General features: G+C 34.7%; 14 protein-coding genes. 10 read left to right on the top strand and 4 right to left on the bottom strand.

What is annotated here, in order from left to right:
* Positions 1–2: 2 nt before the first annotated feature.
* Positions 3–2,009: an acetyl-CoA carboxylase biotin carboxylase subunit gene (locus phytr_RS01195; RefSeq protein WP_106874073.1), complete on the bottom strand. Its 2,007-nt coding sequence runs from the start codon at positions 2,007–2,009 to the stop codon at positions 3–5.
* Positions 2,006–3,538, bottom strand: a complete 1,533-nt coding sequence (locus phytr_RS01200; RefSeq protein ID WP_106874074.1) for an acyl-CoA carboxylase subunit beta — start codon at positions 3,536–3,538, stop codon at positions 2,006–2,008. Before phytr_RS01200 ends, phytr_RS01195 begins: the two co-directional genes overlap by 4 nt.
* A 155-nt stretch (positions 3,539–3,693) precedes the next feature.
* Here phytr_RS01200 and phytr_RS01205 point away from each other — a divergent pair, with 155 nt between their 5' ends.
* The 5 genes from phytr_RS01205 to phytr_RS01225 all read left to right on the top strand — a co-directional run bounded on the left by phytr_RS01205 (position 3,694) and on the right by phytr_RS01225 (position 9,740).
* Complete coding sequence (locus phytr_RS01205) at positions 3,694–5,691, top strand: ankyrin repeat domain-containing protein (protein ID WP_106874075.1); 1,998 nt, start codon at positions 3,694–3,696, stop codon at positions 5,689–5,691.
* 158 nt (positions 5,692–5,849) lie between these two features.
* The gene (locus phytr_RS01210) at positions 5,850–6,527 is read left to right on the top strand and encodes a hypothetical protein (RefSeq protein WP_106874076.1); all 678 of its coding nucleotides are present in this window, start codon (positions 5,850–5,852) and stop codon (positions 6,525–6,527) included.
* A gap of 2 nt (positions 6,528–6,529) precedes the next feature.
* Positions 6,530–6,988 (top strand): hypothetical protein, encoded by a 459-nt coding sequence (locus phytr_RS01215; protein WP_106874077.1) that lies wholly within the window; start codon positions 6,530–6,532, stop codon positions 6,986–6,988.
* Complete coding sequence (locus phytr_RS01220; protein ID WP_106874078.1) at positions 6,985–7,419, top strand: lysozyme; 435 nt, start codon at positions 6,985–6,987, stop codon at positions 7,417–7,419. Before phytr_RS01215 ends, phytr_RS01220 begins: the two co-directional genes overlap by 4 nt.
* A 1,361-nt stretch (positions 7,420–8,780) precedes the next feature.
* Positions 8,781–9,740, top strand: coding sequence for a hypothetical protein (locus phytr_RS01225; RefSeq protein ID WP_106874079.1), 960 nt, complete (start codon positions 8,781–8,783; stop codon positions 9,738–9,740).
* A gap of 146 nt (positions 9,741–9,886) precedes the next feature.
* On the opposite strand, the gene phytr_RS01230 is transcribed toward phytr_RS01225, so the two are convergent.
* Positions 9,887–10,699 (bottom strand): hypothetical protein, encoded by an 813-nt coding sequence (locus phytr_RS01230; RefSeq protein ID WP_106874080.1) that lies wholly within the window; start codon positions 10,697–10,699, stop codon positions 9,887–9,889.
* A gap of 1,487 nt (positions 10,700–12,186) precedes the next feature.
* Between phytr_RS01230 and phytr_RS01235 the strand changes: the two genes are divergently transcribed.
* The 5 genes from phytr_RS01235 to phytr_RS01255 all read left to right on the top strand — a co-directional run bounded on the left by phytr_RS01235 (position 12,187) and on the right by phytr_RS01255 (position 17,196).
* Positions 12,187–12,555: a DUF2155 domain-containing protein gene (locus phytr_RS01235; protein WP_158706817.1), complete on the top strand. Its 369-nt coding sequence runs from the start codon at positions 12,187–12,189 to the stop codon at positions 12,553–12,555.
* Positions 12,552–13,139, top strand: a complete 588-nt coding sequence (gene ruvA, locus phytr_RS01240) for a Holliday junction branch migration protein RuvA (RefSeq protein ID WP_106874082.1) — start codon at positions 12,552–12,554, stop codon at positions 13,137–13,139. Before phytr_RS01235 ends, ruvA begins: the two co-directional genes overlap by 4 nt.
* Positions 13,136–14,140, top strand: coding sequence for a Holliday junction branch migration DNA helicase RuvB (gene ruvB / locus phytr_RS01245; protein ID WP_106874083.1), 1,005 nt, complete (start codon positions 13,136–13,138; stop codon positions 14,138–14,140). Before ruvA ends, ruvB begins: the two co-directional genes overlap by 4 nt.
* A 91-nt stretch (positions 14,141–14,231) precedes the next feature.
* A complete protein-coding gene (locus tag phytr_RS01250) occupies positions 14,232–15,701 on the top strand; it encodes an ankyrin repeat domain-containing protein (protein WP_106874084.1) in 1,470 nt (489 codons plus the stop codon).
* Between the two features lie 115 nt (positions 15,702–15,816).
* On the top strand, positions 15,817–17,196 hold the full coding sequence (locus phytr_RS01255) for a hypothetical protein (protein WP_106874085.1): 1,380 nt from the start codon (positions 15,817–15,819) through the stop codon (positions 17,194–17,196).
* On the opposite strand, the gene phytr_RS01260 is transcribed toward phytr_RS01255, so the two are convergent.
* On the bottom strand, positions 17,193–18,545 hold the full coding sequence (locus tag phytr_RS01260; protein ID WP_158706818.1) for an ankyrin repeat domain-containing protein: 1,353 nt from the start codon (positions 18,543–18,545) through the stop codon (positions 17,193–17,195). The genes phytr_RS01255 and phytr_RS01260 overlap by 4 nt on opposite strands.
* Positions 18,546–18,750: the final 205 nt, after the last annotated feature.

Here is an 18,750-nt window from a genome sequence, read left to right on the forward strand (position 1 = left end):
AATTAATTGACCTTTTTAAATTTAATTAGAACTTGATCGGTGACTACATTATCTCCTGGCTGTACGTAAATGTCGACTACTTCTGCTCTATTTTCCGCTAAAATAGCATTTTCCATTTTCATGGCAGTAAGTACAGCTAATATTTGACCCGGAGAAACTATGTCTCCCACTGATACATTAACGCTTACAATATTACCCGTTAAAGGAGCCCTTAGTTCTTTTTTAAAATTAGAATGTTCTTTTTGAGGTATTAATGCTTCAAGCTCTGCGACTTTTGCAGATAATATATGAATTTTAGTCGTCACTCCAACATGTGTTAGTAAATAACCTCCTCTGATATGCTCAATATGTACGTTAATTCTGCGGCCATTAATAGTACCTTGAAAGAGTCTGCTGCCTAAGGTCCAATGGCTATAAATAACTACCTTATTGCCGCCGTATCTAATTTTATAACCATTGTCTATGGACTTGATTACGACAGGGAAGAGTTCTTTATCGATTTTAACAATCCATCTGTTACTGATTTTATTAACCTGATTTGTTAATTGTCTTGGAATGCCAGCAGCTCTTTTTTGCTCAGATATAAATACGAAAATTGCAGTTGCGATAAATGTTTCAATGATTTCGTAGGTCATGTGAGCTCCAGAGAATCCTCCGGGATATTCTTCTGCTATAAAATTAGTTGAAATATCTGCTGCAATGAAGCGAGGATGATTAATCATTGCCTCTAAAAAACTAATATTATGTGAAATGCCTCTAATTACAAACGTACTAAGTGCATGTTTCATGCGCTCTATTGCAAGATCTCGATTTTGGTCATAGCTACATAATTTTACGATCATGGAGTCATAGAACATACTCACCTCAGATCCTGGTATAATCGATGTGTCAACTCTCAAATTAGGGCTTTTATTTGGTTCGTTATATTCGATAATTCTACCACTCGAAGGTAAAAAGCCTCTAACCGGATCCTCAGCGGAGATTCGACACTCAATAGCATGACCATTAAAAGTAATATCTTTTTGTGTGAATTCTAGTTTAGCTCCTGCTGCAATTTTGATCATCTGTTCAACTATATCAATTCCAGTAATAAGTTCGGTAACAGTATGTTCAACTTGAATCCTTGTGTTCATTTCAAGAAAATAAAACTCTTTATTTTCATCAATAATAAATTCAACAGTACCGGCTGAGTAGTATTTGACCTCTTTAGCTAGAGCAATAGACTGAGAAAACATCTTTTGTCTTATCTCTTCATCTATAAATACGCAGGGAGCTTCTTCAATGATTTTTTGATGTTGTCTTTGAATGGAACACTCCCGTTCTCCTAGGCATACTATGTTGCCATGTTGATCTGCAAGTATTTGAATTTCAACATGACGTGGTTTTTGGATAAGCTTTTCTATAAATAATCTGCCATCTTCAAAACTATTTGTTGCTTCTAAATAAGCTGAATTATAAGCTGCTTCCATTTGAGATTCATCATTTACTATTCTCATTCCTCGTCCTCCTCCACCTGCAGCAGCTTTTACAATTACAGGAAAACCGAGATTTTTAGCAATAGAGTTTGCATGTTCATAATTATCCACCGTACCTACATATCCTGGTACTGTGTTAATGCCAGCTTTTACTGCAATTTTCTTAGCCTCAACTTTATCTCCCATCTTTCTAATTGCTTTTGTAGAAGGACCTATAAGCGTTACTCCTTCTTTGCTAAGAGTGGAAGCAAACTCTGGATTTTCTGCTAAAAAGCCGTATCCAGGGTGTACTGCACTAGCACCGCTGTCTCTTATTGCCCTAATGAGGTTTTTTATTGACAGGTAGCTCTCTGTTGCGGGTGAATTGCCTATATAATAAGCCTCATCAGCCATTTTAACATGCATAGCATTGCTATCGGCTTCAGAGTAAACCGCAACAGATCCTATGCCCATGCGTTTTAATGTCTTAATAATCCGAACTGCTATCTCACCTCTGTTGGCAATTAGAATTTTTTCAAATAAAGGCTTATTCATAAAGGTATATTTCCGTGTTTCTTATCGCGTTTTACACTTTTCTTATGTCTTAACATATTAAGAGCTTTACAGATCTTAGATCTAGTTTCTTGAGGCTCAATAATTCCATCTATATATCCTTTTTTTGCAGCAACAAAAGGAGATAGAACAGTTTGGTTATATTCGTTTATTTTTTCTTCTCTTAAATTATTATTTCCCGCAATTTGTTTGCTATAAATGATATCTACAGCACTTTCGGCGCCCATAACTGCAATCTCAGCATTATGCCAAGCAAAGTTGATGTCTCCTCCTAAATGTTTAGAACCCATAACTATGTAAGCCCCTCCGTATGCCTTACGAGTGATGATCGTAATTTTGGGCACGCTAGCTTCAGCGTAAGCATATAGTAGTTTAGCGCCGTGTTTAATAATTCCATTATATTCTTGGTCCGTTCCTGGTAAAAAGCCGGGGACATCTACGAAAGTGATAATTGGTATGCCGAATGAGTCGCAGAATCGCACAAATCTTGCAGCTTTTCTTGATGCTTTAATATCCAAGCATCCGGCAAGTTGTAAAGGTTGATTTGCCACTATCCCCACAGGTTGTCCAGCCATGTAACCAAATCCTATAACAATGTTTTTAGCAAACTCTGGTTGTAGCTCAAAGAAGTCATTTTCATCAATAATGACTTCAATTAGCTCTTTTATATCATATGGCTTATTAGGGTTGGATGGCACCAGAGTGTTAAGTGACATTTCTATTCTATCAGGTGCATCGTATGTTAAACGTGTTGGAGGGGGCTGAGAGTTAGATAGGGGCAAGAATCCTATAAACCTGCGCATTTCAAGCAGTGCTTCTATATCATTAGCAAAAGCTAGATCTGCAACTCCGGTTGTTGCGGTATGTACGTCACTTCCGCCTAATTCATCTTGCGATACATCTTCTCCAGTGACGTTCTTAACAACTGAAGGGCCTGTTACAAACATGTATGATACATCTTCAACCATGAAGACAAAATCTGTAAGAGCAGGTGAATATACCGCTCCCCCAGCGCAAGGTCCCATGATCATGGAAATTTGAGGTATAACTCCTGAGGCTCTGACATTGGCATCAAAAATATCGCCATATCCAGCAAGTGAATCTACTCCTTCTTGAATCCTTGCTCCTCCAGAGTCGTTAATGCCTATAATAGGAGCTCCTGCTTGTATAGCTTTGTCTGTTAGAGCCTTAATTTTTTGCGCATGACGATAACCTAATGATCCCCCAAGTACTGTGAAATCTTGGCTATAAACGAAAACAAGACGACCATTAATAGTTCCATGGCCTGTAATAACTCCATCGCCATAAAACTTCTTATCTTCCATTCCAAAGTTGATGCAATCATGCTCAACAAACATTCCTATTTCTTCAAAGCTACCCGTATCTAACAATACTTCAAGCCTTTCTCTGGCTGTAAGTTTACCTTTTGAATGTTGAGATTTAATTTTTTCTGGTCCCCCTCCAAGAAGGGCCTGACGGTTTTCTCGTTCTAAGTTTTTCAAAATATTAATGGATTAAGATTAATAGATCTAAAAGGTCATGCCTTTACCAAGGCAGATTATACTAAAGGTGTTCGGTTAAAGCAATATAACTCCTTTTTTTATATTTGTTAAAGGTTTGGTAAGTAGTGTATGATATAGTTATAAGCATTTAATAGGTTTTATATGTGAAAGCTATACAATTTGGCAGTACTCTTTTGCACCAGGCTGTAATGAGAAATGACCTCGAAATGTTAAAATGTTTAGTGCAGGAGGGTGTTGATATTAATACTAAAGGACTAAATGAATATACTCCTTTGCATTTTGCTGTAGAATGGGGGTATATTGAGGTGGTAAAGTTTCTCCTAGATAATGGAGCAAATGTGAATGCTACCAACATTTTAAGAAGAACGGCTTTGCACCTTGTTATAGCTTCAAACAATCCTTATGCAAAGGTATACAGAAATGGCATAGTAGAGCTTCTTCTGGCAAAAGGTGGTGAGATTCAGTCTAAAGATACATGGGGCCTTACTCCCTTGCATCTTGCTTCACTGCAAGAGCCGTCCAAGTTGTTTTTCATCCCTTCTGTCTCCGAGTATTCTCCAGTAGATTTTCTTTTAAAAAAAGAGGATATAGATGTTAATATAACAGATAACCACAATGCTGTCCCTTTGCATGGTGCTGTACTCAAAGGAAACTTTAGAGTAGCTGAGCTGCTCATGGCAAGAGGTGCGAAAATTGATGTAAAAGGCCCGAATAACCTGACTCCCTTAGGAATAGCATTAAACAAAGGCGATATTAATATGGTGATACTGCTGTTAAGCGAAGGAGCAGATATTAAAGCTACGACAATAAATGGTAATACTCCCTCAAATGTTTTTGACGTATTACACTTTGTCCTGACCAAATATGGGGATATTAATACTAAAGGATCAGGTGATATTACTCCTCTGGAGGTTGCTGCACAAAAGGGGCAGCTCCATGTAGTAAAGTTTCTCATAGAGCAAGGTGCTGAGCTTAAAGATGGTGGAAGTGTCGTTTTATATGAGGCCCTGAAAGGTGGAAATATTGATGTAATAAAGTTTTTGGTAGAATTAAAGGCACGTATATCTAGGGAGGAAATAATCCAAGCTTTGTGTAAAGCTGCTGAAGGGGGTAAACTTGATGTAATAAAGTTTTTGATAGATCAAGGGGCATATATTTGTAAAGATGAAGTAAGGTCATTTGCGTATCAAACTTACGATGGAGTTAAGCTCAATATAGTGTCTTTGATAAGCGATTCTAAAAATCCTTTGCATAGGGCTGCACAAGAAGGCCAACTTGAGGTTATAGAATTTCTTTTAAGCCAAGGCGTGGATGTTAATACTAAAGGATTCTTTGGTAATACTGCTTTGCATTCAGCTATCAACCATCCTAGAGTAGGGTCTTTTCTATTAGAAAAAGGTGTAGAAATTGAAGCTAAAAATCACTCGGGCCGTACTGCTTTGGATGAGGCTATAGGATTTAAAAAATCAGCATCGATTTTGTTATTACTTGGTGCAAGGGCTAAAATAAATTTGAATAATCCAGAATTTAAGTTAAAAGATGATTTCATATTACTTACTAGACTGAAGGAGAATATAAGCTCTCTTCTGGCTGTTGAAAGTTGTAGTCCTGAAGAAAAAGCTGTGGGTTTACTTAATATGATGGATAACTTAATGAAAAGTATATCTAAAGAAAATGCAGGTAGTATTAAAAGTTTAGTCTTCGTTTTGAAAGAGGATCAAAATTTTCAAAATTTATCAAGTGATTCATCGTACCCTTGTTCGGAGTTAAATATATCTTTAAGTTTATTAAACAATGAGCTAGATAAAATTAGCGATAACGCAGTTCAGGAAAATCAGGGTAGTTTATCTGTTTTAACTGAGGTAGCTTCAGAAGAGGGGAAGATAAGCGCTTCCTCTAAACGCTTCAAGGCTAGCGAATCAGAGAGTGGCAGTTCTGCTTCGAAATCAATCCAAAATAATGAAGAAACACGACCCTCTAAGCTTCACAAGCCTTCAAATGGATTATTTTCAACAAGCTTTAATGATGTAGACGAGTTAACTGATGAAGCAAGAAGTGATATAATTCTTGATTTTATTAAGGAATCATGCAGTATTGCTACAAGCGGTGAAAGTAGTACCTATGATTCTGATCATATTTAGCTATTTGCGCCTTTTTATTGGTTAGTTGTTTTTACTTCGAAGATCATTATCCTCTCGCCATCTATTTTTTCACGACTGATAAAAATAAATCACATACTATTAGTCCTGGCATATCTGTTGTTTATAATGCGCTATGAATAACTATCAGGATAATTCATATGCAAAAAGTCACAACTAATTATAAATTTCCTTTAATGCTGCCAATGCAGCTTAGTAAGGAGGTAATGTTTAACGAAGTAGTTCAAAAATTAGACCATTTAACAAATTGTGTGGTAAATGGTTTTATTGAAGAGCTAAATCCCAATCCTTTGCCGCATGAAAAATATATATTAGTCAAAAAAGGAGATGAAAATCATAATTGCATATGCTTTTATCCTAATCCTGCATCTGGATGGATATATCATAAGCCAGAAGAGCACATGATGATATTTTGTAGGCAAGCAAATATGTTTTTGATATATAGCAAAGATCGTTGGACTCAGTATAATCCGTCTACAGAAGCTTTAAATTTCGTTGATAAGAAAGTTGACAGTCCTTTTGAAGAAGTGGGTGAAACGTTTGTTTGTGAGGAAGAGAGAGTTAAATTTTACCTTGAGTTAACTCAAGATTGTGAGATTGATATTTCAAATGTGATATTTGACAAAATTAGTATTGTTTTTATGCAAAAGGGAGTTGATCCATGTAATGTAACGTGGAAATGCGATCATAAAATTGTATGGGCTACTAATATAGAATATACGGGCACATTTTTGCCTGATCAAATGGACTTAGTTGAGTTTTATCAAGTTGTTAAGCCAAGAGTTTCGTTTGGAAGAATTACTAGTAAGACTTATTAATTATGATTACATTACTTGCATCCATTACTGGATTTTTTAGCTCCATATTGCCCGAAATTCTTAAGCTTCTCAAAGATAAGAATGATAAAAAGCATGAACTTGAAGTTTTTGATAGGCAAATTAAGTTCAGTAAGCTTAAAGAGAAGTATCAATTAGATGAATTAGACGCCAGAGCTGACATATTAGAGCAGACTGCGCTATATTCTACTTATAAAACTGGTATAGGTTGGCTTGATGCTTTAAATGGTACAATTAGGCCTATACTAGCATATAGTTTTTTTCTGATGTATTGCGGCATTAAGACTTTACAATATTTAGCTATTAAAAATGGTGGAGGTGAGCTTTATCAATACGTTCAAGTGCTTTGGACAGTTGATGATCAGGCAATTTTTGCGGGTATCATTAGCTTCTATTTCGGTCACAGAACTTTTAGTAAATTCTTGCGCAATAAGGAGTTATGAAATTGATAGAGGAGGGGTTTGATTTAATTAAAAAGTTTGAAGGTTTTAGTTCTAGGCCTTATGTATGCCCTGCTGGTTTTCTAACAATTGGCTATGGACACAAGATTAAATCAAATGAGAACTATGAAGTCATCTCTGAGGAGGAGGCAAGTTTACTCCTTGAGCAAGATGTAAAAAGGGCTATGGCTTCAGTTGTGCGTAATATAAAATTTCCGTTAAATAAGTATCAATTTGCTTCTCTTGTATCTTTCACATATAACTTAGGAGGTTCTGCTCTGCAAAGGTCTACTTTGAGGCAGAAGATTAATTATGGAGAACTTGAAAGTGTTCAATCAGAGATGCTGAGATGGGTACACGTTAGGGGGCGTAAAACTAAAGGCCTTGTTATTAGGAGACTTGCTGAGATAGATCTTTTTTATAAATGCTCTTAGTGCTAGTTAATTAAGGGGATATATTAAAAAATAAGCTAAGGATATAAATTTATGCTAGTAAGTTGATGTTTGTATTTGTCCGTCCTTTGGAGTATGGTGACGTGATCTTCGAATAGATGGCGAAGTCGCGGCTCATTGGACTTCAGAGGATTGGCAGTAAGGTAAGAGTTGGTAATGTCCCTGCTTCGCTTCTGATTGGTATAATTGGCGTCAGTTTGTCTTCTGATACCAGTAGTACCAGTCAGAGGCTGGGTAGTAGATTAAGATAAGGTAATGAATCTGTCTAGCTTTTGGGAGGCTCTTCACTACATCACCATGTGCTCATGGTTGTTGAAGTGAAGGTTCTTCAAAAGCAAAACAATCATGTTTATATTATAACATATTATCTACCATTTTAATAAGTCAAAATCCTGAACCTTGCTTTGAAATATTATACTTAGTCTTGAGGGGTCAAAGCATTGTCGGTATGACTATGACGTTAAGGGACATAAAGTAAATTCAGTAAATGCTATTAGTGTTGGTTGGTTGAGAATATATACTCCAAAAAGATACGAAATTTATATTAGTAAGTCTAACTTTTGCAGTGTTGGTGGATTTCCTGAGTTTGCTCGCTCTTGAATCTCATTAACGCTGCAAAGGTTAGATAAGAATATAGGGATTGGTAATGTATCTGTCTGGCTTTTGGAGGTTTGCCTCTCCTTAGATTTTATGGAACACCCATATCATTCCTGAGGCTCGGTAAGCCTTCAGAGGTTAGACGATGTAGTAAAGGAGTTGATATTATGGATACTTTCCGCCATGCTTTTGAGGTCGTGACGTGTGTGGTTCGTTTCCTCGGACTTGCATATGCTCGCGACCTAAGGGGCTAAGTAGTAAGGTAAGGGTTGGTAGTATGTCTCGTTTCTGCAAGCATCGAACAATGCATTGAGGTACCTCCTTCGCGCTGGAGTGCGATAGCTTGCAGAGGTTAGACAAGAATGTAAAGGTTAGCGATATGGATACTGGTTGTCTAGCTTTTGGAGGTGTTGTAGGTTTTAATGAGGCCATTGAAGCCTACCACATCTTGGGAGGCTAGACAACATCGTAAAAAAGTTGGTAATACAGATGTTTGCTGTCTAACTTTTTCGGGAAAAATTAATACCGTTATATTAAGCTCGTTGTATATATCTCATCTATTAATTACATGCTAAGAGGTTTAAGTAATATATTAAACTTTTCTTTTTTATTTCGAGTTATTTTTGAACTAATCATTAAATAAATTAAATTTGTTCTAATTATTCATAGTTAATCTATTATATTTATGATATAATTCCGCTTTATACAAAACTATTGAATATTTAATGCTAAAAATTTAATTAATTATGAATCCAAAATCATCATATCAGAACTTAAAACTTACTCCAGAGCAAGCTGAAGAACGGAAAAAAAGACAAGAAAAAATAGATGTTCAAAAAGCTGAAGATTTATATGAAAAAGGTGAATATAAAGCAGCTTCTAAAGCTTATAAGAGATTATTTGAATCAACTGGCGAATCGTATTACAAAGAATGTTATAGATCAATACGAGATGAATATCAAAAGTCAGTCGCATCCCTTAATTTTGAAGCGCCTAATTTGGATCTGACTCAGCTTAAGTCCAAAAAATTTAGGTCAGAGGTGAATAAACAAGATAATATTTTTCTTGATTTTATCTTAATTAACGAAAAAGATGAATTTGATAAAAATGATAAAGAAAAGGCACAATCAGACATAAACACATCTCATAATCAATTTCCCATATTTCATTTACCCATAGCAGATACTTGGGCTGATACGTTAGAAAATAATGAGACTCTTGCAAAGATCTATCCAGAATTGCATAATTCAACTGAATTAAAGGATGATTTTAAAATAACCTATCCAATTGATACCAACATTCCGGATGAGAGTGCCCTTAGTTATTTAGAGTTATTTATAGACTCTGCAGATCCAAAATACTTGGATTCATTTGACCAAGCAATATCGAAAATAGATCAAGATCCTCTTCTTGGTGTTCAAGGTCAATCAAAGAGTCAAAAAGAATTAAATGAGTTAATGGAAAAGATCAAAACAAGTTTAGAGATTATTCAACCATCTGGGGCTTTATATTTTTCAAGTGCAATAAAATCTTTTCATAAAGGGGATAGAGACGAATTGTACCCTAATTTATTACAATTATCATCCATATTACATGCTTTATCTAATATAGAAAAAGTATCTCATACAAAAGAATCTGATCTAGATATGTGGTTAATAGGGTCTTCTATTGGACTAGGTGAAACCGAAGAAAATGTTGAATCGTAAATTTATTTTAACTATTACGCATTATTCCATATTTAATTTGGATAGACGCCAGCGTTCATTGCTGCGCTCTGGCGTCAACTCTGTGACTAATGTATAATAATTAGCTTACAGGTCTTTTATCAAATAATTCTATGACTATTTGTACCCTAATTGACATTATCTGAATCGCTATCCCAAGTTGCTCCTCCTAGCGCTAATAATCCATGCGCTGCATCGTTTATTTCTAGTTCTATCATATCGGAACTGCTCGCGCTAGAAGGGGTGTCGGAACTGCTTGCAGCCGAAGTTTCTGAGGTTTGATCTTGAGAACTGATCTGTTTTAAGTTTGAAATAATCTCCTTAAGCTTATTCTGTTCTGTTAAAAAACTATCTCGCATTTTTGATGGTGCTGTGCGACTTGTATGTTGATTTAGAATAGAATGCATTTTCTCAAGATATTCAGGCATCTCTAACTTCACACATTCTTGGATTATTTTTTTAATAGAATCGCACCTTTTGTTCCAAGTATAATCATTATTGTCCACCATTTTAGATAATTCTTTTACAAGCGACTGGCTTGATTTATCTTTAATGATATTAGTCATTAGTTCTTTTGTTATAGGCTGTATTGTTGACTCCTGCAAATTACTTATACACTTGCTTCCTTCTGAATAGTTTCTGGAGAGATATGCTTTCTCTATACCTGAGCATTGATCATACACACTTAGATATAATTGGTTGAGAAATAGAGGGTTTCCTATTTTTTTTAATTCTTGCATGAATGGTTTTGGTTCCATTTTGCATAGTTTGGTTATTTGCTGAATTGATATCGGCTTTTTTATTTGCTGTGGTGTTTGTGTTGAATTGTCTCGAGTCTCTTTAACCTTTTTGGCTCCTTTGTCACCATGATTTTGTGATGTCTGGGATAATTGATTGTTCTCTTCTTCTCTTGGTCTTTTTTGGGATATTTCTTCTTGCATACACATATATTTATTAGTTAGTTTAATTTAAAATAACATATAAATAATAAAGTGTCAACATTTTTTAATAAAATTTGATATATAAATTGAAAATATTAGTATTTTATTTAGATTTTGTGCTTTGTCTTGAGTATCAAAAATATTTCCAGTGCAAAGTTAAGAAAAATAAAATAAATTCAGAAAATGCTATTAGTGTTGGTTGGTTGAGAAAGTATACTCCAAAAAGATATGAAATTTATATTAGTAAGTCTAACTTTTGCAGTATTTGGTGATTTTCTGAGTTGGTTCGCTCCGGGCAATCACTGAATGCTGCAGAGGTCAGATACAAATGTAAGGATTGGTAATGTATCTGCTTAGCTTTTGAGGTCGTGTTGCTATGACTATTTCTCTCGTCATGAGCCTTGCGAACCTCAGAGGCTAGGTAGGAGGATAAGGTGAGGTGATATGTCTGTCTAGCTTTTGAGGTGATGTCGTAGTGGGCTGCTTTCTCGTGCCAGCTAGGACATGATCTCAGAGACTAGGTAGTAAAGTAAGGTGAGGTAATGTATCTGCTTAGTTTTTGAGTCGTGCCATTGGCTTCAATCTTCCTTGAAACCAATAGTACCACTCAGAAACTAAGCAGTAACGTATGTATTATAGTTTATTGTTAGTTTCTTGACATATACTAAAAATCGCTGATCCCTTCTTTAAGTTTTACACTTAGTCTTGAGCGGTCAAAGAATTGTCAGTATGACTATGACGTTAAGAAAAATAAAATAAATTCAGAAAATGCTATTAATGTTGGTTGGTTGAGAAATTATACTCCAAAAAGATACGAAATTTATGCTAGTAGGTTGATATTGATATTAGTAAATAATTATCAAAATTGTCTGGTTTTTGCAAACTGCTGGTACTTATTGGCTGGTCAGGCTCATAGGTGTCGGGCAGTTTGCAGAGGTTAGATAAAAATGTAGAAGTTGGTGATACGTATACTTTCTGCCTAGCTTTTGAGGTAGTGATGTGGCCGGGTGCGTTCGCGGCCCTTGCCCACTATCACGATCTCAGAGGCTAGGTGGTAGGATAAGGTGAAGTGATATATCTGTCTGGCTTTTGGAGGGGTGACTTTAGGTGTGGATGCGTACACATCGACCCCGAGGGTTACTCCTCCAGAGGCTAGGTAGTAGAATAAGATGAGTTAATGAATCTGTCTAGCTTTTGGAGTTGGTGGTTAATGTGCTTTTCTTCGCAGCACAGTTTCCGACGGCTCCAGAGGCTAGGTAGTAGAATAAGGTGAAGTGATATATCTGTCTGGCTTTTGGAGGGGTGACTTTAGGTATAGATGTGCACACATCCACTTCTAAGGTGACTCCTCCAAAAGCTAGACAGGTTTACATGAATCGTACTTAATCCCTTCTTTAAGTTTTACACTTAGTCTTGAGCATCGAAAATATTTCCAGTATGATGTCATAATAAATATGACGAACTAAATGAGATTAATATTTTTATTTTTGACTTCTTTTGCATTAGCTGGCGATGTGTTTGATGTTATTGACACTGATGAACTAATGCCTACTAAGTTTAAAGAATTTTCAGAAGCAGAGTTAATAGGAATTCACAAAATTACAGCTAATTCTCAAAAATTAAATATTAAAGTGGATGAATCGCAATTTTTTTACAATCTAGAGGTTAAGATCGAAAAGTGCGTAAGAAACAATGATCTCTATAATCAGGATGATTATGCTTTGATAAGTCTTACTGATTATAAGATGAACGATGATGCTAAGATGATTTTTAGGGGATGGATAAGTGCTAATAGCATTTCTTTATCAACGTTTGAGCATCCGATATATGAAATTTTTCTTGGGAGGTGTAAATGATAGGTAAATTAAAGGGGATCATTGAGGAAATTGGATCTGAATTTATCATTCTGGATGTTGGGGGCGTTGGATATCAGGTGTATTGTCCTGAAAATATCTTAAACACTAGACAAGTAGGAGAAGTATGTAGTTTGCATATCCAGACATATGTTAGAGAGGATGCTATAGTGTTATTTGGTTTTGAAAGTCATTATCAAAAAGATATATTTTTATTACTTCGTTCGGTGAACGGTGTAGGTAATAAGACCGCTTTAAGTATACTTTCAAAAATAAATTTAAATGAGTTAGCAGCTGCAATTTCTGGAGGTAATCAAAAATTGATAGCCTCAACTCCTGGGATTGGGAATAAAACGGCAGAAAGAATTATACTAGAATTAAAAAACCATAAGATATTTGCTGGAGCAGCATATGCCCACTCAGATTTTGATACAAGTAAAATGCAGGATGCAACGTTTGCTCTTGTTGCTTTAGGAATAAGCAAAACTCAGGCGGCAGGCTATGTAAGTCAAATACTTGCGAAAAATCCAGATTGTCAAATTGATGATATAATCAGACAAGCTTTAACTATGAGGGGCGAAAAATGAATGAATTAACAAATCCAAAAGCAGATATAGAAATTCTATCTATTCGTCCTGAAAGTTTGGAAGAATTCGTAGGTCAAGCAGGGCTTAAGGGTAATTTGCAAGTTTTTGTTCAGGCTGCAAGGCAAAGAAACTCCTCGCTGGATCATTGTTTATTCTACGGTCCTCCAGGATTAGGTAAAACTACTCTAGCTCGTCTTATCCCAAAAGAAATGGGCACAAACTTTAAGTCTACTGCAGCACCTCTTCTTTCTAAGCCTGCAGATCTTGCTGCAATATTGACTAATCTCCAAAAGTTTGACGTATTGTTTATTGATGAAATTCATAGACTGTCCAGCTCAATTGAGGAGATACTTTATACCGCTATGGAAGATTTTGCCTTAGATTTAGTGATAGGTGAGGGGCCGTCTGCAAGGTGCGTGCGTATCGATTTGCAACCCTTTACGTTAATTGGAGCTACTACTCGCTTAGGTCTTATTAGTGGTCCTTTAAGAGACAGATTTGGAATACCCTTGCGCTTAGAATTTTATAGAGTAGATGAGTTAAAAGAGGTGTTAAAACGCAATGCGGCATTTTTCGCAATTGATATAACAGAAGATGGTGCAACGGAGGTTGCAACTAGGGCAAGAGGTACTCCGCGTATTGCGATTCGCTTGCTTAAGAGATTGTCAGATTTTGCTCTTGTATCGCATAAAAAAGTCATAGACCAAGAACTTGCTAATCACTATCTAAATCACTTAGAGGTGGATCGGATGGGTTTAGATAGCAATGATTATCGTTATCTAAATTTCATTGCTCGCAACTATCATACAAAACCTGTGGGTATAGAGACTATAGCGGCAGGTTTATCTGAGAAAAAAGACGTTATTGAAGAAACAATTGAGCCGTACTTAATTCAAATTGGTTTTGTGCATCGTACTTCTAAAGGCAGGGTTTTGACAAGTGCCGCTTTAAATCACATTGGATATAGCGCCCAGCAAAGTCTAGAAGATTTTATGCAATGAATTTTTAAATCTATCGTTTGTACATCCTAATTACTAAATCTTTTTAACCATCAACTATATACTTACTGTACTAATTCAGAATTTATGTATTATGGAATTATGGCAAGAGTTTAAAGATTGGTGGTATAAGTATACCTACTTTAATAACGCCATAAAAAAAGGCGATTTAGAGGAATTTAAGAAGTTAATAGATCATTATAAACTTAGTGATTATTTAACTGCTAACAGAAGGGGTATTTATTTTTGTCAAAAGGCTTTAGAAGCTAAACAAACTCATATAGTTCATTATGTAATGGATTTATCAAATACTAATAAAGAACTTAGTATTGATGATCTAGATCAAATACTGACACATGCGGCATATTATAATAATTTAGATATAGCTCAAAGGGTATGTAATTATCCTAATTTCCTAGCAGATGAAGCTTTTTTTAAATGGATAATTTATGAGGCGATAAAACATAAGAGTTCAGATGTAGCCTTATTGTTAATAGATAAAAGTATTAAAATCCTTAAGGCTAAAAGAATCAAGTATCTCTTCCGAAAAGCTGCTTACTACAATAATTTAGAGATAATTGAAGATTTATTGAAAAGGGAAGCTCTTGATCTAGAGAGGCAAAAATATTTCGTAATATGGTTAATTTGTGAAGCCATCAAAAAAGGTAATAGTAACATGGCTACATTACTCCTTAATTCAGCGGTAGAAATATCTCCTCAAAGTCAAAGGGATATTTTATCATATGCCGTAATGCAAAATGATTTAATGGTGGCAGAGAATATTTTGAACCGCCGTAATGAGATTTTGTTCAGAGACGAAAGATGGATTTTGGGTAGTTTGGTGGAGTATGCCATTATTAAACATCACCCTGAGATGGCATTACTAATGCTTAGCTCAGGAGCTCTCATTAATCCTTCTCCAAATAGTCGTAGCTTAATGGGTCTTGCTTATAATCAAAGTCTTTTTAATGTTATGGCTAAGGTCATAGATAAAGATGTTTTGATACACGATAAGTCAGTTTGGAAAAATTATATTGGACCTAATCGTGAAAAGATTAGAGAGGCTATTGAAAATGATTATACATTAAATCCACAGCAAAAATTAGAATCATTGTTTAAGATTCGTAAAGGTCTTATGGAATGGCACGTGGTTGAGAGTAATCTATTTGTTGGGCCTATTTTAAGGCAAGCATTAAAAATAGTAGATTGTGATAAAAGATTGCAGACTTTGATCGAGTTAAAAAGAATGGAATTTACTTCGGAGCAACGAGGGTTGTATGAGAATGGATTAATACAGGCGGCTCATGAAGGTAATAATAGTGCGGATAAGTGGCATAAATTATTCTCGCTAATCCAAAATTCTATCTTAAGTGATGCGACAGGGATTAAAAGATCATTGTATGAGCTCACAAAAAATCATAAATGGAAAAAAAGAGAACTGTTAAGATTTTTGGATAAATTATCAGATATTGATATAGACGACGATGCACAGATGCAAAGTATTGAATCTTTTATACAGAGCGCTTTGAATCCTTTAGAAAGAATTGCGACAAGTAATAAATGAGCTTATTTTTTAGTTATCTATAAGGTTTTTAAAAAGCTTCACCTTAAGTCCATAAAGAACTTTAGCACACAAAATTTTTGATACCTTAATAACTTATTTGAACAATATAAATATCATGACAACTTTTAATTCCTCTATTACAAAAGATTCCACTATGCTTAATATAAGGCTAGATGTTCAAATAAGTGTTTTGATGGAAGATGTAAAAAATTTTTTTGAGAAACGACAATATAATGAAATGATGAATTATTTAAAGCAGGCTGTAGTTCTTGGTAAAGATTCTAAATATCAGGACTATGTTATTGCTCAGCTTGATGTAATAGCAGGTGATTTATTGGAAATGTTTGAGTATTCTAAAGCTAAATTATGTTTGGAGTGGGCTTATGAATTAAGTAAAAAGCAAGATTTTCAAATTGAAGCTTTGAATTTAGAAGTTGATATGTTTGCTCATAAAGCTAAATATCAAGAAGCTCATGAAATAGCTATTAAGGCTTTTGAAATAAGTAAAAATGTAATGGATCAAATTACGATGCTCAAAATGAAGGCTTTAGCTGAATTAAGTGCTACTCGTTATCAAGATGCGGAAAAAACCTTTAATGATTTATGCTTAATTGCTGCTCGTCAAATTAGGGTGGCATCGTGGGAGTGCCAGAAGGGAGCTTGGTGGAATAAAGCTAAAAAATTTAAGGAGCAAACGGTGATAGCGAAATTGCGAGGTTTTATTAATACCATGGATATTCAAAGCGCACTAGATCAGTGTGAAAAAACGATAATAAAGGAGACAGGAGGGGCGATTTGCGATAGAAAACTTAAGCAGCTTTTAAAAATTGAGGATGAAGCTCAAATATCCAATGGTAATTATCATAAAGCCGTAGAAATACTGGATAGGTTATATATTTTAAGTAACAATCCAAGTCATGCGGATAAAGCTGATAAAATAAAGAAATTGATTTTAGAGGAGGGTGATCAGAAGAATATTAAGGGAAAAATAGTTCATAATATTATAATCCCGGATCCAAGGTTAAAATTAGAGGATTCTAAATTTGATAATTATGATATGTGGAACATTACTCAAACTAAAAATATAGAGCATAATAATGATTCCAAGTCTCATTTTGAAACAATTAAAGTAGATCTTTTGAAGAAATTTAATCTTATCAAAGAAAAAGTGGAAATTTTAAAGAAAATATCTCCGTTTGTTGGGTATGGTTTGGATCTATTGCTAAATGATTTGGATCATATTGAGGATAAATTGCCTGAAGATTTAAAAAATTATAAAGAATTACTTTATTTACTCAAAGGTGCAAATAGAGCAATAGATCATGATAAAGGCAAAGAGGCCAAGGAGTATATGATGGATTTTAAACATTTAGTAGAAGAAACTTCTAAGGCATCAAACGATACGGGTGTAGTTGATATGTGCATTGTTGAAGAGGTGGAACAGCTGGGTGATAATAGTTATAGTATAGATGAGGGTGAAATCACTAAATTTTAGCCACGCTTTCTCGGAGAGGGCTTAGTTTGTCTGTTCTTTTCTTTTGCTGCATGACTTGTTGAGTCTTTTGCAATTCTTAATTTATCTATTTTTTGAGATAATTCATCACTAGTAGGAACAGATCTAACGGGAATGGCAATATTTAAATTGGCTAGATCTTCCAATTTTAAATATTTTGTAACTTTTGACCTAGTATTAGGGTCATTAAAGACTTGAGTTGTAGAATGAGGGTTTTCAGGATTTGCTTCTTTATTAAGGTGAGTAAATAACCCTTGATCCAATTTTTCTAATTTATCGGTTTCATTTTGTTGCATCGCGTCAATACGTTTTTTATCTATACATACTTTAGGGAGGATTTCATATAATTTATGAATTTTAGGATCTGTAGTTTGCGAACAAAGTTCTGATAAAATATTTATGTATCTCTCTTTGTGTGCAAGAGGCATTGATAAAATATCATTTGAGTGATTTCGAACGCTATTTATAGCAACGGACAAGATCTTTTTTTGTTGTTCTTCTATCTTGTTTATGTATTCTGCCTTATTTTCTATATTTGATTTGTCAAATAGTTCTTTTAATTGTATAAGAGCATATCTATGACCTTCAATTCCAAAAGGTTTATTTCGGAAATATAGTACGGAGCTAAGAGGGCGGTTCTGCGATTCTAGCATCCTTTGTCCAGTGTTTAGTATGGATGTAAATTCTTTTTGCAATAATGGCAGATCTTCTACTGTCATACGTCTTCCGCCTTCAAAGAATTTTAGAACTAAAGTAGTCCTATCACTAGGTATGTTATGTAACATTCGGGCAGTTTCTCCGTATTCTAACTGAGTTAGAAAAATAGCTGTTCTATTACCACCAATCTCTTTTAATAAAGTCTCTCTTAAAGATCTCCAATTACCTTCTTTAATTAATTGAAGATTTGCTCCTGATAGTATAAGATTTTCCAATACACTCATTAATATAATTGATTGATTAATTATGTTATCCAAAGGTGAATTTCCTTGTTTATCTGTTATATTAGGGTTTGCCCCATTCTTAAGTAAGAATCGTATGTTGTCATTTTTTAGATATGGTGTCCTTGAATTTAGAAAGATGTCATCAAAAGTGGTGCTATAATGTAAGGGGGTTTTGCCTTCATTATCTAAAGCATTAATATTGGCGCCAAATTCAACTAAAGTTTTGATAATATCATTGAAGTGCAGCGTATTAAAACTAGTAGTTTTTATAAGGTGTAGGGCAGTTTGACCTTTATCATTTTTCGCTCGTGCTAATTGAGTATCTATAAAACTAAAATCTGATGTGTTATTTAACCTTGTAACCTTTTGCAGTAATTCTTCATCTGTCATAATTTGGTACCTCATTTATTTGTTTCTATTATAATTTTTTGGTAAGAAAGTTATGATAAATAAATTTTATTTCTATTGATTAGTTATTATTCATAGAGATTATACCACGTTTATATTGGGATCGCCAAGATAGTCTAAAGGGATTGAAAATGGATATTGTTCATGTGCAGTACTTTGCTGAAAAAATATGAAATGAGAGAATGGG

It is taken from the genome of Candidatus Phycorickettsia trachydisci (genome assembly GCF_003015145.1).
Taxonomy (GTDB): domain Bacteria; phylum Pseudomonadota; class Alphaproteobacteria; order Rickettsiales; family Rickettsiaceae; genus Phycorickettsia; species Phycorickettsia trachydisci.